This window comes from Enterobacter sp. CGMCC 5087 (assembly GCF_003144775.1).
Taxonomy (GTDB): domain Bacteria; phylum Pseudomonadota; class Gammaproteobacteria; order Enterobacterales; family Enterobacteriaceae; genus Enterobacter; species Enterobacter cloacae_M.
In genome coordinates this window covers 1-21,743 of the sequence record NZ_QFXN01000029.1, presented here as the reverse complement: position 1 = coordinate 21,743, position 21,743 = coordinate 1, and the positions used below count along the sequence as shown (strand labels likewise).

General features: G+C 58.4%; 23 protein-coding genes and 1 pseudogene. 12 read left to right on the top strand and 12 right to left on the bottom strand.

The features are described from left to right. Nucleotides 1-61: 61 nt before the first annotated feature. Entirely contained in the window at nt 62-463 is a 402-nt protein-coding gene (locus tag DEO48_RS02330; protein WP_109844245.1) for a VOC family protein, read from the top strand. Between the two features lie 79 nt (nt 464-542). Here DEO48_RS02330 and DEO48_RS02325 read toward each other — a convergent pair whose 3' ends face one another. Together DEO48_RS02325 and DEO48_RS02320 are read right to left on the bottom strand one after the other, a co-directional pair. Continuing rightward, on the bottom strand, nt 543-1,319 hold the full coding sequence (locus DEO48_RS02325) for a hypothetical protein (RefSeq protein ID WP_109844244.1): 777 nt from the start codon (nt 1,317-1,319) through the stop codon (nt 543-545). Nucleotide 1,320: 1 nt separating this feature from the next. Continuing rightward, nucleotides 1,321-1,518, bottom strand: a complete 198-nt coding sequence (locus DEO48_RS02320) for a hypothetical protein (RefSeq protein ID WP_023311615.1) — start codon at nt 1,516-1,518, stop codon at nt 1,321-1,323. Nucleotides 1,519-1,774: 256 nt separating this feature from the next. Here DEO48_RS02320 and DEO48_RS02315 point away from each other — a divergent pair, with 256 nt between their 5' ends. Genes DEO48_RS02315 through DEO48_RS02280 form a run of 8 tightly spaced genes read left to right on the top strand, consistent with a single transcriptional unit; the run spans nt 1,775 to nt 7,649 of the window. Next, nucleotides 1,775-2,209: a nuclear transport factor 2 family protein gene (locus tag DEO48_RS02315; protein WP_109844243.1), complete on the top strand. Its 435-nt coding sequence runs from the start codon at nt 1,775-1,777 to the stop codon at nt 2,207-2,209. Then, nucleotides 2,206-2,925, top strand: a complete 720-nt coding sequence (locus tag DEO48_RS02310; protein WP_109844242.1) for an SDR family NAD(P)-dependent oxidoreductase — start codon at nt 2,206-2,208, stop codon at nt 2,923-2,925. The genes DEO48_RS02315 and DEO48_RS02310 overlap by 4 nt, the downstream gene beginning before the upstream one ends. Then, nucleotides 2,922-4,181 (top strand): NAD(P)/FAD-dependent oxidoreductase, encoded by a 1,260-nt coding sequence (locus DEO48_RS02305; protein WP_109844241.1) that lies wholly within the window; start codon nt 2,922-2,924, stop codon nt 4,179-4,181. The genes DEO48_RS02310 and DEO48_RS02305 overlap by 4 nt, the downstream gene beginning before the upstream one ends. 1 nt (nt 4,182) lies before the next feature. After that, nucleotides 4,183-4,905: a DUF1365 domain-containing protein gene (locus tag DEO48_RS02300; protein ID WP_109844240.1), complete on the top strand. Its 723-nt coding sequence runs from the start codon at nt 4,183-4,185 to the stop codon at nt 4,903-4,905. Next, nucleotides 4,902-6,122, top strand: coding sequence for a cyclopropane-fatty-acyl-phospholipid synthase family protein (locus tag DEO48_RS02295; protein WP_045354881.1), 1,221 nt, complete (start codon nt 4,902-4,904; stop codon nt 6,120-6,122). The genes DEO48_RS02300 and DEO48_RS02295 overlap by 4 nt, the downstream gene beginning before the upstream one ends. After that, a complete protein-coding gene (locus tag DEO48_RS02290; RefSeq protein ID WP_023311621.1) occupies nt 6,119-6,604 on the top strand; it encodes a DUF2878 domain-containing protein in 486 nt (161 codons plus the stop codon). The genes DEO48_RS02295 and DEO48_RS02290 overlap by 4 nt, the downstream gene beginning before the upstream one ends. After that, nucleotides 6,601-7,125, top strand: a complete 525-nt coding sequence (locus tag DEO48_RS02285) for a hypothetical protein (RefSeq protein ID WP_109844239.1) — start codon at nt 6,601-6,603, stop codon at nt 7,123-7,125. The genes DEO48_RS02290 and DEO48_RS02285 overlap by 4 nt, the downstream gene beginning before the upstream one ends. Then, a complete protein-coding gene (locus DEO48_RS02280) occupies nt 7,122-7,649 on the top strand; it encodes a DUF3833 domain-containing protein (protein WP_063408889.1) in 528 nt (175 codons plus the stop codon). The genes DEO48_RS02285 and DEO48_RS02280 overlap by 4 nt, the downstream gene beginning before the upstream one ends. Nucleotides 7,650-7,757: 108 nt before the next feature. Here DEO48_RS02280 and DEO48_RS02275 read toward each other — a convergent pair whose 3' ends face one another. Together DEO48_RS02275 and DEO48_RS02270 are read right to left on the bottom strand one after the other, a co-directional pair. After that, nucleotides 7,758-8,213: a DMT family transporter gene (locus DEO48_RS02275; RefSeq protein WP_109844238.1), complete on the bottom strand. Its 456-nt coding sequence runs from the start codon at nt 8,211-8,213 to the stop codon at nt 7,758-7,760. A gap of 4 nt (nt 8,214-8,217) precedes the next feature. Beyond that, nucleotides 8,218-8,652: a DMT family transporter gene (locus DEO48_RS02270; protein ID WP_032657293.1), complete on the bottom strand. Its 435-nt coding sequence runs from the start codon at nt 8,650-8,652 to the stop codon at nt 8,218-8,220. A 94-nt stretch (nt 8,653-8,746) separates the two neighbouring features. Here DEO48_RS02270 and DEO48_RS02265 point away from each other — a divergent pair, with 94 nt between their 5' ends. Further along, the gene (locus DEO48_RS02265) at nt 8,747-9,679 is read left to right on the top strand and encodes a LysR family transcriptional regulator (protein ID WP_109844237.1); all 933 of its coding nucleotides are present in this window, start codon (nt 8,747-8,749) and stop codon (nt 9,677-9,679) included. A 5-nt stretch (nt 9,680-9,684) separates the two neighbouring features. Here DEO48_RS02265 and DEO48_RS02260 read toward each other — a convergent pair whose 3' ends face one another. Further along, on the bottom strand, nt 9,685-10,713 hold the full coding sequence (locus tag DEO48_RS02260) for a methionine synthase (protein WP_023311627.1): 1,029 nt from the start codon (nt 10,711-10,713) through the stop codon (nt 9,685-9,687). 23 nt (nt 10,714-10,736) lie between these two features. Continuing rightward, a complete protein-coding gene (locus DEO48_RS02255) occupies nt 10,737-11,711 on the bottom strand; it encodes a DUF1852 domain-containing protein (protein WP_109844236.1) in 975 nt (324 codons plus the stop codon). Between the two features lie 352 nt (nt 11,712-12,063). Here DEO48_RS02255 and DEO48_RS02250 point away from each other — a divergent pair, with 352 nt between their 5' ends. After that, nucleotides 12,064-12,603 (top strand): DUF2058 domain-containing protein, encoded by a 540-nt coding sequence (locus DEO48_RS02250; RefSeq protein ID WP_023311631.1) that lies wholly within the window; start codon nt 12,064-12,066, stop codon nt 12,601-12,603. A 7-nt stretch (nt 12,604-12,610) separates the two neighbouring features. Here DEO48_RS02250 and DEO48_RS02245 read toward each other — a convergent pair whose 3' ends face one another. Together DEO48_RS02245 and azoR are read right to left on the bottom strand one after the other, a co-directional pair. After that, nucleotides 12,611-13,297, bottom strand: a complete 687-nt coding sequence (locus DEO48_RS02245; protein ID WP_023311632.1) for an RluA family pseudouridine synthase — start codon at nt 13,295-13,297, stop codon at nt 12,611-12,613. 89 nt (nt 13,298-13,386) lie between these two features. After that, nucleotides 13,387-13,992: an FMN-dependent NADH-azoreductase gene (azoR, locus tag DEO48_RS02240; protein WP_008502313.1), complete on the bottom strand. Its 606-nt coding sequence runs from the start codon at nt 13,990-13,992 to the stop codon at nt 13,387-13,389. Between the two features lie 205 nt (nt 13,993-14,197). On the opposite strand from azoR, the gene hrpA reads away from it, so the two are divergent. Next, the gene (hrpA, locus tag DEO48_RS02235; protein ID WP_109844235.1) at nt 14,198-18,100 is read left to right on the top strand and encodes an ATP-dependent RNA helicase HrpA; all 3,903 of its coding nucleotides are present in this window, start codon (nt 14,198-14,200) and stop codon (nt 18,098-18,100) included. 48 nt (nt 18,101-18,148) lie between these two features. On the opposite strand, the gene DEO48_RS02230 is transcribed toward hrpA, so the two are convergent. The 4 genes and pseudogenes from DEO48_RS02230 to DEO48_RS02215 form a co-directional block, all read right to left on the bottom strand. Then, nucleotides 18,149-18,808, bottom strand: coding sequence for an O-methyltransferase (locus DEO48_RS02230; protein ID WP_109844234.1), 660 nt, complete (start codon nt 18,806-18,808; stop codon nt 18,149-18,151). A 75-nt stretch (nt 18,809-18,883) separates the two neighbouring features. After that, nucleotides 18,884-20,263, bottom strand: coding sequence for an efflux transporter outer membrane subunit (locus tag DEO48_RS02225; RefSeq protein WP_109844233.1), 1,380 nt, complete (start codon nt 20,261-20,263; stop codon nt 18,884-18,886). Next, nucleotides 20,260-21,342, bottom strand: coding sequence for an HlyD family secretion protein (locus DEO48_RS02220; RefSeq protein WP_109844232.1), 1,083 nt, complete (start codon nt 21,340-21,342; stop codon nt 20,260-20,262). The genes DEO48_RS02225 and DEO48_RS02220 overlap by 4 nt, the downstream gene beginning before the upstream one ends. Nucleotides 21,343-21,364: 22 nt before the next feature. Beyond that, nucleotides 21,365-21,743 (bottom strand): annotated as a pseudogene (locus tag DEO48_RS02215) (MFS transporter); the annotation flags it as partial.

Genomic DNA, 21,743 nt, shown 5'->3' with positions numbered 1-21,743 from the left:
GGCCAGCACGCTGCAATGGGATAGCGTTGCCCGTAACCCATTTATGCAAAGGAAACGAAAAATGAGAACACAGAAGCGATGCCTTGGCTGCGTGGCTGTTGTGGTTGATGACTACGATCGTGCCATTGAATACTACACGGATAAGCTGGGTTTTACCCTTGTAGAAGATACGCCGCAACCGGGTAAACGCTGGGTGGTCGTCTCACCCAACCCGGAAAGCGACTGCAATATTTTGCTGGCTCGCGCCTCTAACGAGAGGCAGGAAAGCTTTATCGGCAATCAATGCGGCGGCAGAGTTTTCCTCTTCCTTCAGACGGACGATTTTTGGCGCGATTACCGTGCCATGAAAGATAAAGGCGTTCATTTCTGCGAAGAACCTCGCGAGGAAGAGTACGGTACGGTGGTGGTGTTTGAAGATATTTACGGCAACCGCTGGGATCTTTACCAGAATGCGCAGCCGTGAATATCACCATACATGATGTGTCATCCGCCTTTTGCCCTGCACGCTTCCCTCCAGAGCATACTCAGGATTATGGGGATATCTATTTAGAATGAGAGCTCTCGTCCCGCTGCGCCAGCGATAGCGCGCTGGCGCTGGCGGGATCGAACAGCGAGAGGCTCTCAATCTGATTGAGTAAAATCACCTTCCGGAATGACATGGCGCTGCGGGGTTCGGAGTCGAGCGTGATATCATGATCCGCATACCACCTGCTGTAGTTATTCTCGATGCGAAAGTTCATCGTCTTCGCGTCTCTGTACCCGCTTAACATTGGGATCAGCACGATATTGGCCGTTTTTTCATATTCCAGCGTCGCGGTGTGGATCATGCCGACGTAAATTCGCCTCGATCGCAGCGTGACCTGCGCCAGTTCCCCTTGCTCCATACACTGATACAGCAGCTGTTCAATACCGCTCGACTGCGCCAGACGTTTGTAGAGCTTTTTCCGGCTTTCGCCGTCCAGCCTGGCGCTGCCTGCCCAGTTAGAGCGGTAGAGGCAAAACAGGATGGCAAACGCCAGCATCACGACCACCGGTGCCTGAATGCCTAAAAAGCTCCAGTTCATAAAGTCGATTTGCCAGTCGGTATATTTCAGCGAGGCAAAGTGAAAAGCGTTGTTGGCCGCAGAAAGGGCGAGCAGGAGCAGCCAGAGCAGACCGGTGGCAATCACGCCCTGCAGAACGAAAATACAGCCGTACAGCGCCACCAGGAAATAGACGTCCCAGCCAAAGGAGCGCTTGATTTTAAAGCGGGTCGACAGGTCGCGGCTGGTGTACCAGTACCCGCATACCATCAGCACCATAAATATCGCCGTTCCCATATCAGGCCCTCTTCAGCATGTTGACGTGACGCAGAAAATCCTGCCGCACCTCGTTGCTTTTGTAGTTCACCGAGGCGTTCCCGTCCTGGTCGATAATGATGCGATCGCCATCTTCGACGGCTTCAATGATTTCCTGCTGGCTCATCACCTGCAGTAAGGATTCCGGGCTGGAGAAAAGGGAGAGAAAGAAACGTTTCATGCGGGCATCCTTATGAATAAAAAGGATAAGCCTGGAAGAAGACCGGCGAGTTTGCCTTAAGGATATCCTGAAAGTTAAAGCCGGGTGGAGACTACGCCTTACAAGGCCTACAGAATTCACTCTTTTGTCTTATTTTAACCTTATGATTTATTTATAAAATAAAAAATAAATCATCACAAACTTGGACAAATAACGTTAATTGTGTAAGTTTTAATTATGCGATTACGCCACGTTGTTTACAGCCAGGATGTGACCCATGAGCACTTTGCCCTCTGTCGTGAGTCGGTTTGTTGAGTACTACGCCGCACTGGATAGCCAGCCGCCGTCCGCGCTGGTGGGGCTTTACCATTCGAATGCCACGCTTATCGATCCGTTTGGCGAGCATGACGGGATTTTCGCGCTTCAGCGCTACTTCACCCATCTGCTGGCCAACGTCGAGCATTGCCGTTTTACCATCGATACGCCGCTGTGCAGCGGGAACCGGTTTGCTGTGACCTGGGTAATGCACTGGTCGCATCCGCGCATTGCCGGGGGAGAGCCGCTCGAACTGCCGGGATGTTCGGTGGTGGACATGGAAAACGATCTCATCACGCACCAGCGCGACTACTACGATGCTGGAGAGATGATCTACGAACATCTTCCTCTGCTTGGCTGGGCGGTACGCGGCGTGAAGCGGAGGGTCAAATCATGAAAACGGTACTGATCACCGGCGCAAGCTCGGGTATTGGCGCCGGGCTGGCGAAATCCTATGCCGCAGACGGCTACCACGTGATTGCCTGCGGTCGCGATCGGGCGCGCCTCGACGCGCTGCGCCAGATCTGCCCCAATCTCACCGTTCGCCTGTTCGATATGACCGACAGGGACGCCTGCCGCCAGGCGCTGACCGGCTGCTATGCCGATCTGATTATTCTCTGCGCCGGCACCTGCGAATACCTCGATGGGGGCGTGGTGGATGCGGCGCTGGTGGAGCGGGTGATGACGACAAATTTCCTCGGCCCGGTGAACTGTCTTGACGCGCTGCAGCCCCAGCTGACGGCTGGCAACCGCGTGGTGCTGGTGAGCTCCATGGCCCACTGGCTGCCTTTTCCACGGGCAGAGGCATACGGCGCGTCCAAAGCGGCCCTGAGCTGGTTCGCCGAGAGTCTGCGTCTGGACTGGGAGCCCAAAGGTATTGCCGTCACGGTGGTTTCTCCCGGCTTTGTTGATACGCCGCTGACGCGCAAAAATGATTTTGCCATGCCGGGCAGGGTGAGCGTTGACGAGGCGGTCAAGGCGATCCGTACCGGACTGGCGGCAGAGAAAATGCATATCGCGTTCCCCGCCGGGTTCGGCTTTATTTTGCGTGCGCTCTCCGGGTTACCGGCGTTTCTTCAGCGCGCGCTGCTGCGCAGGATGGTGCGTTCATGAACATTGCGATTATCGGCAGCGGCATCGCCGGGCTGACCTGCGCCTGGCGCCTGGCCGGGCACCATCAGGTGACCTTATTTGAAGCGGGCGCCACGCCCGGTGGCCATACCGCAACGGTTGACGTCTCAACGCCACAGGGCACATACGCGATCGACACCGGGTTTATCGTCTACAACGATCGCACCTATCCGCGCTTTATGGGCCTCCTCAGCGAGCTGGGCATCAGCGGGCAAAAAACGCAGATGAGCTTTTCGGTGCACAACCCGGCGACGGGGCTGGAGTACAACGGTCACACCCTGACGTCGCTGTTTGCCCAGCGCCGAAACCTGGTGAATCCGGCATTCTGGCGGCTGCTGGGGGAGATCGTACGCTTTAACCGCCTGGCAAAACAGGCGCTGGACGGGGAAGTGGACCCGAACGCCACGCTGCAGACGTTTCTGGACCAGCACGGCTTCACGCCGTTTTTTGCGCGCCACTACATTCTGCCTATGGGGGCCGCCATCTGGTCCTCGTCGCTGCAGGAGATGAAGCGTTTCCCGCTGCCGCTTTTCTTACGTTTCTTCCAGAACCACGGGCTGCTGGATATCACCCATCGCCCGCAGTGGTACGTGGTGCCGGGCGGCTCGCGGGAGTATATCCGCGCCATGCTCGACAAGCTGGGCGACCGTCTGAATCTGCACCTCAATTCTCCGGTGCAGCGGGTGAGCCGCCACGAGCACGGGGTTACGCTTCAGCTTGAAAAAGGCAGTCATAACTTCGATCGGGTGATTTTTGCCTGCCACTCCGCCAGCGCCCTGGCGATGCTTGATGACCCGACGCCCGCAGAGCGCGAGGTGCTGGGCGATATCGGCTGGCAGCGCAACGAGGTCGTTTTACACAGCGATCCGCGCTGGCTGCCGGTGCGGCAGCGCGCGTGGGCCAGCTGGAACTACCGCCTGAGCGCGGAGGAACAGGCCAGCGCCTGCGTGACCTACAACATGAACATCCTGCAGGGGCTGCCTGAGGGCAGTCCGCTGTTCTGCGTCACCCTCAACCCGGACGCGCCGGTAGATGAGCGCTTCGTTCTGCAACGCTTTGTCTATGAACATCCGCTGTTTAACCCGCAAAGCTGGCGGGCGCAGGCGCGGCGCGGCGAGATCAACGGTCATAACCGGAGCTGGTACTGCGGTGCCTGGTGGTACAACGGCTTTCATGAAGATGGCGTGCGCAGCGCGCTGGACGTGGTCAACGCGATAGCGGTCGGAGAGGGGAAGTGAGATGAACAGCTGCCTCTACCACGGCGTGTTACGCCACCGCCGCCTTCAGCCGAAAACCCACGAATTCAGCTACAGCGTCTTTATGGCCTGGCTGGATCTCGATGAACTGCCGCTGCTGCCGTCCGTTGGCGTGCGGCGCAATCGCTTTGCCGCCGCTTCGTTTCACGATGCGGACTACCCGCTCGGTACGCCGCTCAAAGAAAACGTGCTGACCAGGCTGGAGAGCCTGACCGGGGAACGTCCGGACGGGCGGGTCATGCTCCTGACGCAGCTGCGCTATTTCGGCTTTCATTTCAATCCGGTCAACTTTTACTACTGCTACGACGGGAAGGGGACGCTGCGCTGGGTGCTGGCGGAGGTTCGCAACACGCCGTGGAATGAACGTCATTACTATGCCGTCAACGGACTGGATGCGCAGCCGACGGAAAAAGCGTTTCACGTATCCCCCTTTAACCCGATGGACATGATCTACCACTGGCGCTTTAACGACCCGGACAACACGCTGCATATGCACATTGAAAATCATCAGGAAGCGAAGGTCTTTGACGCCACGCTGGCCCTGCGCCGGGAGCCTTTGACGCGCCCGGCGCTGCGTTCGCTTTTGGTTCGCGTCCCGCTTATGACCCTGAAAACCGTTTTTGCCATTTACTGGCAGGCGCTGCGCCTGTGGCTCAAGCGCGTGCCGCTGTATAACCATCCCGTCAGCAGGAGTGAACGCTCATGACCGATCCCGTCTTTGCGTTAGAACCCGATATCCCGCGCAACGTCCGCGTCGCGCGCTGGCTGCTGTTTCGTCTGCTAAGCGGCATTCGCGGCGGCTCGCTCACGCTGCGCGAAGGGGCGCAGACCTTCCATTTTGGTGAGTCATCCTCCGCGCTGCATGCGGATGTGCAAATTCTTTCTCCCGGCGTCTACTGGCGCGTGTTAACGGGCGGGAGCCTTGCTGCGGCAGAGGCCTGGATGGACGGCGAATGGGAAACCGCGCACCTGACGCCGCTTCTGGAGCTGCTCGCGCTCAACGGCGAGGTGCTTGGTCGTCTGGAAAACGGCTTCCGTCTGCTCGGCAGGCCGCTGGAGCGGATACGTCACTGGACGCGGCGTAACTCCCGCGCGCAGGCGCGCGAAAATATTGCCGCCCATTACGATCTGGGCAATACCTTTTATGCCCATTTTCTGGATCAAGAGCTGCTCTATTCCAGCGCGCTGTTTACTGGTGACGAGCAGGATCTCACGGCGGCTCAGCGGGCCAAAATGGCGCGCCTGTGCGAACAGCTGGCGCTGAGCCCGGGCGATCATCTGCTGGAAATTGGCACCGGCTGGGGCGCGATGGCGGAATATGCGGCCCGTCATTACGGCTGTCGGGTGACCACCACCACGCTGTCGCAGGAGCAATATAGCTGGGCGACCGAGCGGATCGCCCGCGCCGGGCTGCAGGATCGCGTTGAGGTGCTGCTCTGCGACTATCGCGACCTCACCGGGCAGTACGACAAGCTGGTCTCAATAGAGATGATTGAAGCCGTCGGGCAACGCTATCTGCCCACGTTCTTCCGGACCTGTCAGGCGCGGCTGCGCCCCGGAGGACGAATGGCGATTCAGGCCATCACCATTCAGGACCAGCGCTATCGCGACTACAGCAAAAGCGTCGATTTTATCCAGCGCTACATCTTCCCCGGCGGCTTCCTGCCGAGCATCACCGCGATGAACGAGCTGATGACGCGCCACACCGATTTCGTGGTGCGTAATCTCTTCGACATGGGGCCGGACTACGCCCGCACGCTGGCGCACTGGCGACAGCGCTTCGTGCACGCCTGGCAGGAGATTGAAAAGCTCGGCTTTGACGAGCGGTTTCGCCGCATGTGGCTGTACTATTTTGGCTACTGCGAAGCCGGGTTTAACGCCCGCACCATCAGCGTGGTGCAGCTGACCGCCGAGCGCGTATGAGACGTCATATTCAGGTCTTCCTGCTGGCCGTCGCGTTCGATCTCTACTGGGCGCTGGTGGTGCTCTTTCGCGAACAGGGCCTGATTATCTGGATCGCTCTGGCGATCCTGGCGTGCCTGCTGTTGCCGCCTGTATACCGTTTTTACGCCATTGGGCTGGCGGCGGCGGGCAGCCTGCTGGATACGCTCTGGGCGCTGACGGGGCTGATTGCCTTCACGAGCGACTCCCTGATGCCGCTCTGGATGGTGGCACTGTGGCTGATGTTCGCCACCGTCTGGACGCAGCTGACGCGCACCACCACGCTACCCGGCTGGCTGCTGACCCTGCTGGCCGCCGTGGGCGGGCCGGTGGCGTACCTGATTGGCGAGCGGCTGGGAGCCATCACATTTCTGGAGCCGACCTTTATCGTCGTGAGCTGGATGGCGCCGGGCTGGCTGGTGTTGATGCTGTTTTTCCACCTGCTGATGGGGAGACAAAAATGAGATCTGTGGTTTTGCTGCTTTGGCTGACGCTGGTTGTTCCGGTTGCCCAGGCCGCCGACTGGCTTGCCTGGCGGAAGGTGGGTGACGCCACGCTCACCTGGGGTCCGTTCACGGTCTATACCTCTCAGCTGCGCACCCCGGACGGGCGTTACGGTCGGGATAATCAGGATCAGGCGCTGATTATTACCTATGCGCGGGACATCGATCGCGATGATCTGGTTGAGGCGACCCGCGACCAGTGGCAGGCGCAGGGGATCCTGGCGCAGGAGCCTCAAAGCGAAGCCTGGCTGCGGATGCTCCGGTCCCTTTGGCCGGACGTCCGGCCGGGGTCACAGCTGGCGTTTGTGCTCGACGACGGGCAGGGGCAGTTCTGGTATCGCGCGTCAGCGGCGCAAACATCGTTTATTCCACTTGGACCGCGTCAGTCGGAAGCGTTCAGCACCCGTTTTCTGGCCATCTGGCTCGATCCCCGCACGCAATATCCTGAGCTGCGTCAGCAGTTAATCGGAGGCCAAAAATGAAACGTATCCTGATGATGGCGCTGGCATTCACGATGCTGCTGGCGGGCTGTAGCACTGAAGTGGCCGAGTATCGCCAGCAGGAGCCGCGGCTTGATATCTTCCACTACTTCCAGGGCAAAACCGAAGCGTGGGGGATGGTGCAGGATCGCAGCGGCAAGCAGATCCGCCGCTTCCACGTTGAGATTGCCGGGGACGTTATCGGCGATACGCTGACACTCAACGAGCACTTCGTTTACGACGACGGCGAGAAGCAGCAGCGGGTCTGGCATATTCGCCGCGTGGGGAACGATCGCTACGAGGGTACGGCAGGGGATATTGAAGGGGTTGCCACGGGACAGTCCGCAGGCAACGCCTTTAACTGGCATTACAGCATGAACGTGAAGGCCAACGGCAGCACCTGGCTACTGAACTTCGACGACTGGATGTACCTGCAGGATGAGACGCATCTGTTTAATAAAACCGAGATGAAGAAGCTGGGCGTCACCGTCGCCACGGTGACGCTGTTCTTTACCCGTAAAGAGTGATGATGCGAGCAGTGAACTATCCCCTCGCCCCTATGGGGAGAGGGTTAGGGTGAGGGGAACATAGGGCGGCTGTGGTCATTCCGTACACTTTTTGTTCCTCAATATTTTTTAGCTTCCGGCGCGGGATTTGCTTCCCGAATATATAAAGGTCAGAGCAATCCCCAGGCAAACAACTGCCCCCAGACGGCTCATCGAAAAGGGAATGGCCGCATTGCCCAGCCAGCCAAAGTTATCAATCAACATACTCATGGCGAGCTGGCCGAATATCACCGCCACCGTGGCGACGGCGGTGCCGATGCGCTGCACCGCCACGACCATGATCACAATGTAAGGCACGCCGAACATCGCCCCGAGGAGCTGCCATTTCGGCACGTCCAGCAGCGTGACCGCCTGCTTAGGCTCAAAGAAGAAAATGAGCAGGGCGGTCACCAGCGCGCCGACGGAAAATGTCAGAAACGCGCTTTTGAAAACGCCCACGCTGCTGCCGAGCTGCCCGTTAATCGCGGCCTGAATGCTCAGCGTTGCGCCGCCGCAGACGGCCAGAAGAATCATTATCAGCGTCATATCATCACCCCTGTGCGACCAGAACCAGTGCCGCAATAATAAAAACCAGCGCCACGATACGTTTTGCGTTTATCTTCCTGTGCGGCGTACCCAGCAGGCCAAAGTGGTCAATGATCAGGCTTTTAAAAACCTGACCAGCCAGAATGCCAATCATCGTCAGAGCGATGCCGATGGTCGGCGTGGCGATCGTCAGAATGACCACGTAAACAGGGCCAAGCACGCCGCCGAGCAGCTGCCAGCCGGGCTGGGCGAAAAACGACGGGCTGTTACGCGGGCTGAAAAACAGCATCAGCAGAAACGTCAGCGCGGCGCCGACGCCAAAAATGCTGAACGTCGCCCATAAATCGCCTACTTCTCCCCCTAATGGCCCCAGCAGCCCCGCCTCGACGGAGAGGCCCATCCCGCCGGCAATCACCAGTAAAATCAAAACAAACTGCATTAGCTTCCTCCGTTTTCTGGCGAAGAAGATTACGTCGGTAGACCCGTGAGAAAAATGCCATAATGCAGGAAACACCATTGCAGGAAATGCATTAATGCCAGATGCCGGAAGCATGAACCTTCGCTCACTGCTGCTGTTTATTGCCGTCTATGAAACGCAGAACTTTTCCGTCGTCGCGCGACGAGAGGGAATTTCTGCCTCGCAGGTGTCGCGCATTGTTCATCAGCTTGAGGACGCGCTCGGCCAGCAGCTGTTCTATCGTAATACCCGGGCGGTGATCCCCACGGAAAGCGGGCATCTGTTTATCCGCTATGCCCGGGCGATGGTCGATAACTTCGAAGAGGCGCGTCGGGAGCTGGACGAACGTTCGACCGAACCCTCCGGCACGGTCCGCATAAATGGGCCGGTATTTTTTGGACAGAGACACGTTGCGCCCGGACTGGCAGGCCTGGCCGAGCGTTATCCACGGTTAACCATAGAGCTAACGCTTACCGATGACTTTATCGACCCGCACCGGGACGCCGCCGATCTCATTTTCCGCATCGGCACGCTGACGGATTCGACGTTCCACGCCCGTGTTTTTGGGCAGCAGCGCTACCACCTCGCCGCATCGCCCGCGTATCTGCGTCAACACGGTGTCCCGACCGATCCGACCGAACTGAGCCAGCACAAATGTCTGGTCTATCGCGGTTCGTCCGGGCCTAACCGCTGGCTCGTGCGTCGCAAAGGGGAGAATTGGGTGCATTATCCCGTCGCGCCGCTGATGACGTCCAATAATGCGGAGTCGCTGCTCATTGCCGCGCTGGGCGGGATGGGGATCGTCCTGTTTCCGGACTGGCTGATTGGCGACAGGCTGAAGCGGGGGGAGCTGGTCGCCCTTATGCCGGAAATGGCGTGCGCCATCAACACGGAGCAACTCAATATTGCGGCGATCTATCCTAACGCACGTCATCCGCCCCTGAACGTCAGGGCGGTGATTGATTATTACGTGGCGTTTTTCGGTACGCCGCTCTACTGGCAAACGTAAGGCAATTACGCGCCGAGCTCCTTGCGGATAATCTCTGCGCCGGCGCTAAGCGCTTTCAGCTTGCCGTTAGCCACCTGGCGTGAAAGAGGGGCCATGCCGCAGTTGGTTGACGGGTAAAGCTTGTCGGCATCGACGAACTGCAGCGCTTTACGCAGCGTATCGGCGACTTCCTCCGGCGTTTCAACGGCGTTGGTTGCCACATCAATCGCGCCGACCATCACCTTTTTACCGCGGATCAGCTCCAGCAGATCCATCGGCACGCGGGAGTTGTGGCACTCCAGGGAGATAATGTCGATATTAGAGGTCTGCAGCTTAGGGAAGGCCTCTTCGTACTGGCGCCACTCTGAGCCGAGCGTTTTTTTCCAGTCGGTATTGGCTTTGATGCCGTAGCCGTAGCAGATGTGTACCGCGGTTTCGCACTTCAGCCCTTCAATGGCGCGTTCCAGCGCGGCGATACCCCAGTCGTTCACCTCGTCAAAAAAGACGTTAAATGCCGGTTCATCAAACTGGATAATATCCACGCCCGCGGCCTCTAACTCACGCGCTTCCTGATTGAGGATTTTGGCGAATTCCCAGGCCAGCTTTTCGCGGCTTTTATAATGCGCGTCGTAAAGGGTGTCGATCATGGTCATCGGCCCGGGCAGGGCCCATTTGATCGGCTTGTCCGTGAGCTGACGCAGGTATTTCGCATCGTCCACGAATACCGGTTTCTGACGCGCAACGGCAGAAACCACGGTCGGCACGCTGGCGTCGTAGCGGTTACGAATGCGCACCGTCTGGCGATTTTCAAAATCCACGCCGCTCAGGTGTTCAATAAAGGTCGTGACGAAGTGCTGGCGGGTCTGTTCCCCGTCGCTGACGATATCGATACCCGCGCGGATCTGCTCATCCAGGGACAGGCGCAGCGCGTCCTGTTTACCCGCCAGGAGTTCCTGATCCTGTAATTTCCAGGGGGACCAGAGCGTTTCAGGTTGCGCAAGCCAGGTCGGCTTAGGCAGGCTGCCAGCCGTTGAAGTCGGGAGCAATGTTTTCATAATAAAAGACCTTTTTTGATGTATTAAAGCGTGTAGTTATCAGACCACTGCTCAAGAATGTGTTGGTAAGGCTTAATAAAGTACGCTTCGGTAAAGCGACCCTGTTCAATCGCCAGTCGGCTACGCTCTTCCCGGTCATAAACAATTTTGGTTAAGGAGTGATCCTGCTGGTTCAGATCCGGTCGGTAGCACAGTCCCGCCGCCGAGTTTGCGTTATAAATTTCCGGGCGATAGATTTTCTGGAACGTCTCCATCGTGCTGATGGTGGCAATCAGCTCCAGATCGGTGTAGTCACTCAGCAAATCCCCGGTAAAGAAGAACGCGAAAGGCGCCACGCTGTTTTCCGGCATGAAATAGCGAACCTTCAGCCCCATCTTCGCGAAGTACTGTTCCGTCAGCGACTCGCCATCCGGCTGATATTCAATGCCCAGCACAGGATGCTGGTTACCGTTGCGGCGATAGGTGTCTTTGCTGGAGACGCTCAGGCAGATCACCGGACCCTTGCTGAAGTTCTCTTTGTATTCCGGCGAGCTCATAAAGTGGCGGAAAATATTGCCGTGCAGTTCGCCAAACTTTTCCGGAATGCTGAAGTGCTGCTGGTTCTTATTGTGTTCCAGCAGCCGCACGCTGAAATCGTAATCCCGCACGTAAGAAGAGAAGTTATTTCCGACGATGCCAGGGATACGCTTGTTATTTTTTTTGTCGACAATCGTGGTTTGCAATATCTCAATGGCCGGGAACGGTTTTTCCGCGCCAATGTTCAAGTCGACAGAAATGATTTCCAGCTCAACCGCGTAGCGATCGGCGTTTGGGTTATCCCAGCGCGCCAGGGAGTTAAAGCGGTTGTTGATCATCACCAGCGTATTGAGCAGGTTTTCCTGACGTTTTTCCCCGCGCGCCAGGTTAGCAAAGTTGGTGGTCGTACGCGTATTTTCTGACGGGTTGTAATTCTCATCGAAGCAACTGCGCTTAAGGGTATATGTGAAAGCTTTGCTCATTGTGGTTATGCATCCTAAGTTCATGTTGCTAAGAAGTTACCGATGCATAATTTATGCCTGAGCCCGCGGCGCAGGGGAAGTGACTTAATTTCAATGCAACATGAGCGAAGTTCATGAAGTGTAATGCTCGAGGTGTCGCTGCCTTCATGCCGGGTGGCGCTGCGCTTACCCGGCCTACGGTTCAGCGTCGTTTGTAGGCCGGTGTAAGCGCAGCGCCGCCGGGCGAAGCTCGTAATATGTCTGTGATATGCACTTGCCCTCGTCGTTAACCGGCTGCGTGGGAGAGGGATTTTTTATTTCCGTTCAATTCCCGCTATAATCCCCAAAATTTCCAACCGGTTTAGAAACAATCATGACAAAACTCACCTTACAAGAGCAGATGCTGAAAGCGGGCTTAGTCAGCAGCAAAAAAGCGGCGAAAGTGCAGCGCACGGCAAAGAAATCACGCGTTCAGGCGCGCGAGGCTCGGGAAGCGGTAGAAGAGAACAAGAAAGCGCAGATCGAGCGCGACAAGCTGCTGAGCGAGCAGCAGAAGCAGGCCGTGCTGGCGAAAGAGTTTAAAGCGCAGGTGAAGCAGCTGATTGAGATGAACCGCATCACCGTGGCGAAAGGCAACATCACCTTTAACTTCACCGACGGCAATCTGATCAAAAAAATCGACGTCGACAAGCAAACCCAGGCTCAGCTGATCAACGGCCGTCTGGCGATTGCCCGTCTGGTCATCAACGCCAGCGGCGACTGTGAATACGCGATTATTCCGGCGGTGGTGGCCGATAAAATTGCCCAGCGCGATGCCGACAGCATCGTGTTAAACAGCGCGCTCAGCCAGGAAGAGCAGGACGAAGACGATCCGTACGCGGACTTCAAAATCCCTGACGATTTGATGTGGTAAACCGCATTCAGAACGGGGCGGCGTGACGGGCGTTAACCGGCTCTCCGCTCACGGGATGAATAAAATTCAACTCGCTTGCATGCAGCATCAGCCGGGGCGTTTCCTCAGCCCCCAGCGCTTCAAGACCGCCATACAGGTCGCAGCCCAGAATCGGGTGCCCCAGCTGCTGGCAGTGAATACGCAGCTGATGGGTTCGCCCGGTCTCCGGCGTCAGTATCACCCGCGTTAACGGCAGTCCCGTACCCTGATAAAAACGTTCCACGACCCGATAGCGGGAGCGGGCGGGTTTTCCGTTGATGGCGCAAATCGACATCAGCGGAAACAGCGCCGGGTCTTTGGCAATCGGCGCGTCTATTATTCCCTCGTCGTTTTCCACATGGCCGCAAAGCAGGGCGCTGTAGACCTTCTCCACGCTGCGCTGGCTGAACTGCTGGCACAGCGCCGCGTTGATGGCCTTATTGCGCGCAACCACCATTAGCCCGGAGGTGCCGAAATCCAGACGGTGTACCAGCGTGCAGCCGGGGAATGTCTGGACCAGACGATAATGGACGGAATCAAGATTTTGCGGATTTTTGCCCGAGAGGCTGAGCAGACCGGAAGGCTTATCGATTAGCAGCAGATGTTCATCCTGCCAGAGGATCTGAATGTCGTCGTGACACGGTGGGGCAATAAAAGAATCAATAATCGCAGACATCAGGCCGCCCGGCTGGAGAGTGGGAGCGGATGATAACGAAATGCGGGGAAAAGAAAAACCCTCCCACCAGGCGGTGAGAGGGTGAAGTCTTAGGCTGCTACCAGGCTGTCGATAGCGGCTTTCGCATCGGTCTGCGCTTTCGTCGCCACTTCCGGACCGTAAGCGATACCTTCAGCGAACACGAAGTTCACGTCAGTGATGCCGATGAAGCCCAGGAACAGGCTCAGGTACGGCGCAACCAGGTCGGTTGGGGTGTCTTTATGGATACCGCCACGGCTGGTCAGTACGATCGCACGCTTGCCTTTCACCAGACCTTCAGGGCCGTTCTCGGTGTAACGGAAGGTTACGCCAGCGCGCGCCACCAGGTCGAAGTAGTTCTTCAGCTGGGTAGGGATGTTGAAGTTGTACATTGGGGCGTTGATGACGATAACGTCGTGCGCCTGCAGTTCAGCAATCAGCTCGTCGGACAGGGCCAGGGCTTCCTGCTGACGTGGAGACAGCGGTGCATCGCTTGGGCGCAGCGCGCCAACCAGCTCGCCGTCCAGCACAGGAATTGGGTTTGCAGCCAGGTCACGCACGGTGATTTCGTCAGCGGAATGCTGTTCACGCCACTGTTCAACGAAGTAATCAGACAGCTGACCAGACTGAGAGTACCCTGCCAGAATACTGGATTTCAAAACTAATACTTTGCTCATGGGTGATTCCTGTTTTTGCATTTGATTGAAGGGGGTTGCCCCGTTGCTTGTTGACACTCTATTCACAATCCTGCCATAGAGATAGCGCAATATATCGAAGCCTATGTTCGAATTTTTTGAATAAGGCGCGAAAGGCGTCATTGTGGTACTCTATAGCAATCATTAAAAAGAGAGTTTATCAGGGCGTGCAGTGCCCTTTAACGCTATGACAGAACAACAAAAATTGACCTTCCCGATGCTCCTGCAACAGCTCGATTCTCTGATGCTGCGCGACAAACAGCGCTTCGCCCGTCGTCTGCACGGCGTTAAGAAGGTTAAAAATCCTGATGCTCAACAGGCCATTTACCAGGAGATGGCGAAAGAGATTGAACAGGCAGCAGGGAAAGTTGTGCTGCGCGAAACCGCGCGCCCGGCGATTACCTACCCGGAAAACCTGCCCGTCAGCCAGAAAAAACAGGACATCCTTGAGGCCGTCCGCGACCACCAGGTGGTGATTGTGGCGGGGGAAACCGGCTCGGGGAAAACCACCCAACTGCCGAAAATCTGTATGGAGCTGGGACGCGGGCTAAAAGGGCTGATAGGCCACACCCAGCCGCGTCGACTGGCGGCACGCACCGTGGCGAACCGTATTGCCGAAGAGCTGCAGACGGAGCCGGGCGGCTGCATCGGTTACAAGGTGCGATTCAGCGACCATGTTAGCGATAACACCATGGTCAAGCTGATGACCGACGGTATTCTGCTGGCGGAAATCCAGCAGGATCGCCTGCTGATGCAGTACGACACCATCATCATTGACGAAGCGCACGAGCGCAGCCTGAACATCGACTTCCTGCTCGGCTACCTGAAAGAGCTGCTGCCGCGTCGCCCGGATCTGAAAATCATCATCACCTCCGCGACCATCGACCCTGAGCGCTTCTCAAAGCATTTCAACAATGCGCCGATTATCGAGGTGTCAGGACGCACGTATCCGGTTGAAGTGCGCTATCGCCCGATTGTGGAAGAGGCGGACGATACCGAGCGCGACCAGCTCCAGGCTATCTTCGACGCCGTTGACGAGCTGGGCAACGAGAGCGCGGGCGACATCCTGATCTTCATGAGCGGCGAACGCGAAATTCGCGATACCGCCGATGCGCTCAGCAAGCGCGACCTGCGCCACACGGAGATCCTGCCGCTTTACGCGCGCCTTTCGAACAGCGAGCAGAACCGCGTCTTCCAGCCGCACGGCGGGCGACGCATCGTTCTGGCGACCAACGTGGCGGAAACCTCGCTGACCGTACCGGGGATCAAATACGTGATCGACCCGGGCACGGCGCGCATCAGCCGCTACAGCTACCGCACGAAGGTCCAGCGGCTGCCGATTGAGCCGGTCTCCCAGGCGTCCGCTAACCAGCGTAAAGGCCGCTGCGGCCGCGTGTCGGAAGGGATCTGTATTCGTCTCTATTCCGAAGATGATTTCCTGTCGCGCCCGGAGTTTACCGACCCGGAAATTCTGCGCACCAACCTGGCGTCCGTTATCCTGCAGATGACCGCGCTGGGGCTGGGCGACATCGCCGCGTTCCCGTTCGTCGAAGCGCCGGACAAACGCAACATTCAGGACGGCGTGCGTCTGCTGGAAGAGCTCGGCGCCATTACCACCGACGAGCAGGCGACGGTCTACAAGCTGACGCCGCTGGGCCGCCAGCTCAGCCAGCTGCCGGTGGATCCGCGTCTGGCCCGTATGGTGCTGGAAGCGCAAAAGCACGGCTGCGTGCGCGAGGCGATGATCATTACCTCGGCGCTCTCCATTCAGGACCCGCGCGAGCGTCCGATGGACAAACAGCAGGCGTCTGACGAAAAGCACCGTCGCTTCCACGACAAAGAGTCCGACTTCCTCGCCTTCGTAAACCTGTGGAACTATCTCGGCGAGCAGCAGAAAGCGCTCTCCTCGAACCAGTTCCGCCGCCAGTGCCGCGTGGATTTCCTCAACTACCTGCGCGTGCGCGAGTGGCAGGATATCTACACCCAGCTGCGCCAGGTGGTGAAAGAGCTGGGCATTCCGGTCAACAGCGAGCCGGCGGAGTACCGCGAGATTCATATCGCGCTGCTGACCGGCCTGCTGTCCCACATTGGGATGAAGGACGCCGAAAAGCAGGAGTATACCGGCGCGCGTAACGCCCGTTTCTCCATCTTCCCCGGTTCCGGCCTGTTCAAAAAGCCGCCGAAATGGACCATGGTCGCGGAGCTGGTGGAAACCAGCCGCCTGTGGGGGCGCATTGCCGCGCGCATCGATCCGGAATGGGTGGAGCCGGTGGCTCAGCACCTGCTGAAACGCTCGTACAGCGAACCGCACTGGGAGCGCGCGCAGGGCGCGGTGATGGCGACCGAGAAGGTGACCGTTTACGGCCTGCCGGTGGTTGCCGCGCGGAAGGTCAACTACAGCCAGATTGACCCGGCGCTCAGCCGCGAGCTGTTTATCCGACACGCGCTGGTGGAGGGCGACTGGCAGACGCGCCACGCCTTCTTCCGCGAAAACCTGAAGCTGCGCGCGGAAGTGGAGGAGCTTGAGCACAAGTCCCGCCGCCGCGACATTCTGGTGGACGATGAGGCGCTGTTTGAGTTTTACGACCAGCGCATCAGCCACGATGTCATCTCCGCCCGCCACTTCGACAGCTGGTGGAAGAAGGCCAGCAAAGAGACGCCGGACCTGCTCAACTTCGAAAAGAGCATGCTGATTAAAGAGGGGGCGGAGTCGGTCAGCAAGCTCGACTACCCGAACTTCTGGCATCAGGGCAACCTCAAGCTGCGCCTGACGTATCAGTTTGAACCGGGGGCCGACGCGGATGGCGTGACCGTTCATATTCCGCTGCCGCTGTTAAACCAGGTCGATGAAGGCGGGTTTGAATGGCAAATTCCCGGCCTGCGCCGCGAGCTGGTGATTGCGCTGATCAAATCCCTGCCGAAACCGGTGCGCCGTAACTTTGTGCCTGCGCCAAACTATGCGGAAGCCTTTTTAGGCCGCGTCACGCCGCTGGAGCTGCCGCTGCTGGACGCGCTCGAGCGTGAGTTCCGACGCATGACCGGCACCACCATCGACCGTGAAGACTGGAACTGGGATCAGGTGCCCGATCACCTGAAAATCAGCTTCCGCGTGGTGGATGATAAAAACAAAAAGCTGCTGGAAGGGCGTTCGCTGAGCGAGCTGAAAGAGGCGCTGAAAGGCAAAGTTCAGGAAACGCTGTCTGCGGTGGCGGACGACGGTATCGAGCAGAGCGGGCTGCATATCTGGAGCTTTGGTCAGCTTCCGGAAAGCTACGAACAGAAGCGCGGTAACTATAAGGTCAAAGCCTGGCCTGCGCTGGTGGACGAGCGCGACAGCGTGGCGATCAAACTGTTTGATAATCCGCAGGAACAGCAGCAGATGATGTGGCGCGGGCTGCGTCGCCTGCTGCTGCTCAACATCCCGTCGCCGATCAAGTATCTGCACGAGAAGCTGCCGAACAAAGCCAAGCTCGGGCTGTACTTTAACCCGTACGGCAAGGTGCTGGATCTGATTGACGACTGCATCTCCTGCGGCGTGGACAAGCTGATCCACGAGGCGGGCGGTCCGGTCTGGACGGAAGAGGGCTTTGCTCAGCTGCATGAAAAGGTGCGCGCAGAGCTGAACGACACCGTGGTGGAGATAGCCAAACAGGTCGAGCAGATCCTCACCGCCGTGTTCAATATCAACAAGCGCCTGAAGGGGCGCGTGGATATGACCATGGCGCTGGGGCTGTCGGACGTGAAGGCGCAGATGGCGGGGCTGGTCTATCGCGGCTTCGTCACCGGCAACGGCTTTAAGCGTCTGGGCGATACGCTGCGCTATCTGCAGGCGATTGAAAAACGTCTGGAAAAAATGGCTATCGACCCGCACCGCGATCGCGCGCAGATGCTGAAAGTGGAGAGCGTGCAGCAGGCGTGGCAGCAGTGGTTAAACAAGCTGCCGCCGGCGCGCCGCGACGATGAAGACGTGCAGGCGATCCGCTGGATGATCGAGGAGCTGCGCGTCAGCTTCTTTGCCCAGCAGCTCGGTACGCCGTATCCGATTTCGGATAAGCGTATTCTGCAGGCGATGGAGCAGATTTCCGCTTAAAACTCTTGCCCGGTTTTCTCCCTCTCCCTGTGGGAGAGGGTATCATTTTCACCCGTTCACTATTGCCAGCGTAAACCCATCCCATCCCTTAACCCCCACCGTTTGCAGCGCGGTGGCGGTTAGGCGCGGGTTATCCCCAATCATCTCGATAAAACGCCGCACCCCCAGCACGCGCGCGTCGTCGCTTTGCCCGTTAATCACTTCGCCATCGCGCACCACGTTATCGCCAATGATTATCGTGCCGGGACGTGAATAGTGCAGCGCCCACACCAGATAGCCGGGATTGTTTGGCTTATCGGCATCGATAAAGATCAGGTCGAACGCCGGAACGTCACCGAAATTCTCCAGCGAGCTCAGCGCCGGGCCTTCAATCAGTTCAATGCGATCGCTCAGCCCCGCGAGGTGAATATTCTGGCGGGCCACATCGGCATGCGTCGGGTCAGCCTCGAGCGTAACCAGCTTTCCGTCCGGCGGCAGGGCGCGCGCCATCCAGATTGAGCTATAGGCACCCAGCGTCCCGATCTCAAGAATGCGTCTTGCCTGGGTCATGCGCACGAACAGCGCCAGCAGCTGCCCCTGATTGGCCGCAACATCGTGTTCGGGTAGCCCGGCGCGTTTGTTGTTTTCCAGCACCTGACTCAGCACGTCATCGTCAGGGATCAGCGAAGAAATCATGTAATTATCTACTGCAGACCATTTTTGTTGCATAGATTGACTCCTTGGATTTTTCTCCCTCTCCCTGTGGGAGAGGGTCGGGGTGAGGGCATCAGCGCGCAAGGCGGTTCACGCGCTCTCCCAGCCGCCGCCCAGCGCCCTGTACAAATCGATCTGCGCCAGCAGCAGGTTATTTTTCACCTGCACCACGCTGGTCTGCACCGAGTACAGCGTGCGCTGGGCGTCCAGCACGTCCAGATAGGAAGAGTAGCCGTTGCGATTGCGGTTCTGCGCAATGCGCAGCGTCTCCTGCGCCACCTCCTGCTGGGCAAGCAGCTCGGTCAGCTGTTCCTGATAGCGCGTAATCGCATCAAGGCTGTTGTTCACTTCGGCAAACGCGTTACGCACGGTTTTTTCATAGGCGTACAGCGCCTGGTTACGCTGGGACTGGGATATATCCACCTGCGCATTCAGCGCCTGGCGGTTCAGCAGCGGGGCGAGAATACTGCCCCCGACGCTCCAGAGCTGAAGCGGGTTGTCCAGCAGGCCGGACAGGGTGCGATCCTGTATCGATCCTGTTGCGGTCAGGTTGATCGACGGCAGCAGGCTCGCGCGCGACGCGGCAAGCGAGGCGTCAGCCGCAACCAGCTGGCGTTCGGCCTGAACGATATCCGGCCGACGGTTCAGGAGCGTAGAAGGCAGCTGTGACGGCAGCCTCAGCGGCGTTAGCGCCTCAAAGCTCTCGCTGCGCGCTACCGCGCCGGGATTGCTTCCCAGCAGCAGGCTCAGGGCGTTCTCCTGCTGTGCAATCTGATGCTGCAGCACGGGAACCTGCGCCCGCGTTGAGCGGAGTTCGGAATCCGACTGCATCAGCTCCAGACGCGAGCTGTAGCCCGTCTCAAACTGACGTTTCGCGAGGTTAAATGCCTCTTCTCGCGATTTCAGCGTGGATTCGGTCACGCGCAGCTGTTCGTCAAGCGAGAGCAGGGTGACATACCCGGACGCAACCGAAGACGCGACGGTCAAATCCGCGGCGGCAGCGGCGGCTTTTTGCGCCGCCAGCGAGGCTTCGGCGGCATTGGCCGTGCTGCGGTTGACGCCCCAGATATCTACATCGTAGCTCGCCGTCAGGCTACCTCTGTACAGCGTGCCGTAGACCGGCAGCCCGGTCGCGGCGGATTGCGAACGGGCGCGGGTCCCCGTTACGCCCGCGTCAAGCGACGGAAACAGGCTGCCGTCGGCCGCAAAGACCCGCGCCTGATACTCGTTAATCCGTTCGCGGGCAATCAGCACGTCGCTGTTGTTCTTTAGCGCCCGATCCACGTAGCGGTTGAGGTTGTTGTCATGAAAATTGCGCCACCAGAGCTGCTCCGCCGGGCTGGCAGGACCGGAATCGGCACGCCACTGCGCAGGGATTTGCAGCGTCGGCTGCGCGGGTTTTACGTCAACGGACTGGCATCCGGCCAGCATGACCGCCAGCACCAGACCGGCTATCGGGCGAAGGGTCATTGTTTGCCCTCCCGCGTATTAATGGTCACCTGCACCGACATGCCTGGACGCAGCAGGGCGGACTCCTCAGGCTTGCCGAGCACCTCGATGCGCACCGGAATACGCTGGGCGATTTTGACAAAGTTGCCGGTGGCGTTGTCCGGCGTGATGGCGCTGAACTCCACGCCGGTTGCCGGCGAGATGCTCTCCACGCGGCCCTGATACGCTTTGTTGTTCAGGGCATCGACGGTGAATTTGACGGGCTGGCCGACGCGCAGCTCCGCCAGCTGCGTCTCTTTGATATTGGCGATCACCCAGTGCTGCGGAGGCACAAGGGTGGTGAGATGGGTCCCGGCGGTCACGTACGCCCCGAGACGCACGGCAATCTGGCCGAGCTGGCCGTCGCGCGGGGCGATAATGCGGGTGTTTTGCAGGTCAATCTGCGCCAGCTCCAGCGCCGCTTTCGCATTGTCGACATCCGCCTCCAGCGCGCCGCGGTTCACAATCACCGTCTGCAGATCCTGACGCGACATCTCAAGCGAGGCTTTGGCCTGCTCGATGTCGGCGCTGCCCTGGGCCGCACTGGCAAGAGCCGCGTCGCGCTCGCGAATGGAAAGCGAGCCGTCAGCCGTCAGCTCTTTCACTCGCTTTAAATCCGCCTGGGTTTTCAGGCTCTGGGCACGGGCATTTTTCAGCGCCGCGTCGTTTTTGGCGATCGTCGCTTCGGCGCTTTTACGCTGCTGCAGGTTGTTATTGAGAGCGGCAATTTTCATCGCCAGCTGTGCCTCGGCCTGATGCACGCGCTGACGATAGATACGGTCATCAATCTGCAGCAGCAGGTCGCCTTTTTTAACCTGCACAAAGTCCTGAACCTTCACCTCGGTGATATAGCCATTCACCTGAGGACTGATGAACGTCGTCTGACCGCGCACGTAGGCGTTGTCGGTAAACTGCGCGTGGCGGGTGAACGGCGGCAGTTGCCATGCGTAAAGGATCACCAGCACGCCGACAATACCGATGGCAGCGGCGGTGAAAACGGAAACAATGCGCACATTTTTGCGGGTGTTGGCCTGCTCTTTGGCGGCATCCTGCTGACTCATAAACTCTCCAGAACTCTTTCAATTATTTGTTGCCGGTGGCGTTTTTAAGCGCCATACGGGCAGTGATGCGCAGGCGCAGCAAGCGCCATAAAATCCAGACCAGCGTGGCGGCAGCGATGCCCGCCGTCAGCAGATAAGTATCGTTGTAAGCCAGAATATTCGCCTCAAGCGTCGTCACCGTTTGCAGCTGCGTTATCGCCTGCGTTCCCAGCAGCGAACTGTCGCCAATCAGGCTCCGGTACATCTGGGTGTAAAGCTGGATACGCTCGTTGACCAGCGGGTTGAGCGTGGAGAGCTGGTCCGCCAGCAGGCTGGAGTGATACTTCTCGCGCCAGGTCTGGAAGGTTCCGAGGATCGCGGAACCCAGCAGGCCGCCGAGGTTCTGGCTCATGCCAAACATC

Bases quoted from the DNA above. Each gene is read 5' to 3' on its own strand.
- DEO48_RS02225 (WP_109844233.1), bottom strand. From the start codon at position 20,263: ATGACCCTTCGCCCGATAGCCGGTCTGGTGCTGGCGGTCATGCTGGCC.
- DEO48_RS02285 (WP_109844239.1), top strand. From the start codon at position 6,601: ATGAGATCTGTGGTTTTGCTGCTTTGGCTGACGCTGGTTGTTCCGGTT.
- DEO48_RS02230 (WP_109844234.1), bottom strand. From the start codon at position 18,808: ATGCAACAAAAATGGTCTGCAGTAGATAATTACATGATTTCTTCGCTG.
- DEO48_RS02330 (WP_109844245.1), top strand. From the start codon at position 62: ATGAGAACACAGAAGCGATGCCTTGGCTGCGTGGCTGTTGTGGTTGAT.
- DEO48_RS02300 (WP_109844240.1), top strand. From the start codon at position 4,183: ATGAACAGCTGCCTCTACCACGGCGTGTTACGCCACCGCCGCCTTCAG.
- DEO48_RS02270 (WP_032657293.1), bottom strand. From the start codon at position 8,652: ATGCAGTTTGTTTTGATTTTACTGGTGATTGCCGGCGGGATGGGCCTC.
- DEO48_RS02325 (WP_109844244.1), bottom strand. From the start codon at position 1,319: ATGGGAACGGCGATATTTATGGTGCTGATGGTATGCGGGTACTGGTAC.
- DEO48_RS02280 (WP_063408889.1), top strand. From the start codon at position 7,122: ATGAAACGTATCCTGATGATGGCGCTGGCATTCACGATGCTGCTGGCG.
- DEO48_RS02220 (WP_109844232.1), bottom strand. From the start codon at position 21,342: ATGAGTCAGCAGGATGCCGCCAAAGAGCAGGCCAACACCCGCAAAAAT.
- DEO48_RS02245 (WP_023311632.1), bottom strand. From the start codon at position 13,297: ATGTCTGCGATTATTGATTCTTTTATTGCCCCACCGTGTCACGACGAC.
- DEO48_RS02305 (WP_109844241.1), top strand. From the start codon at position 2,922: ATGAACATTGCGATTATCGGCAGCGGCATCGCCGGGCTGACCTGCGCC.
- DEO48_RS02265 (WP_109844237.1), top strand. From the start codon at position 8,747: ATGCCAGATGCCGGAAGCATGAACCTTCGCTCACTGCTGCTGTTTATT.
- DEO48_RS02260 (WP_023311627.1), bottom strand. From the start codon at position 10,713: ATGAAAACATTGCTCCCGACTTCAACGGCTGGCAGCCTGCCTAAGCCG.
- DEO48_RS02295 (WP_045354881.1), top strand. From the start codon at position 4,902: ATGACCGATCCCGTCTTTGCGTTAGAACCCGATATCCCGCGCAACGTC.
- DEO48_RS02315 (WP_109844243.1), top strand. From the start codon at position 1,775: ATGAGCACTTTGCCCTCTGTCGTGAGTCGGTTTGTTGAGTACTACGCC.
- azoR (WP_008502313.1), bottom strand. From the start codon at position 13,992: ATGAGCAAAGTATTAGTTTTGAAATCCAGTATTCTGGCAGGGTACTCT.
- DEO48_RS02310 (WP_109844242.1), top strand. From the start codon at position 2,206: ATGAAAACGGTACTGATCACCGGCGCAAGCTCGGGTATTGGCGCCGGG.
- hrpA (WP_109844235.1), top strand. From the start codon at position 14,198: ATGACAGAACAACAAAAATTGACCTTCCCGATGCTCCTGCAACAGCTC.
- DEO48_RS02290 (WP_023311621.1), top strand. From the start codon at position 6,119: ATGAGACGTCATATTCAGGTCTTCCTGCTGGCCGTCGCGTTCGATCTC.
- DEO48_RS02320 (WP_023311615.1), bottom strand. From the start codon at position 1,518: ATGAAACGTTTCTTTCTCTCCCTTTTCTCCAGCCCGGAATCCTTACTG.
- DEO48_RS02250 (WP_023311631.1), top strand. From the start codon at position 12,064: ATGACAAAACTCACCTTACAAGAGCAGATGCTGAAAGCGGGCTTAGTC.
- DEO48_RS02255 (WP_109844236.1), bottom strand. From the start codon at position 11,711: ATGAGCAAAGCTTTCACATATACCCTTAAGCGCAGTTGCTTCGATGAG.
- DEO48_RS02275 (WP_109844238.1), bottom strand. From the start codon at position 8,213: ATGACGCTGATAATGATTCTTCTGGCCGTCTGCGGCGGCGCAACGCTG.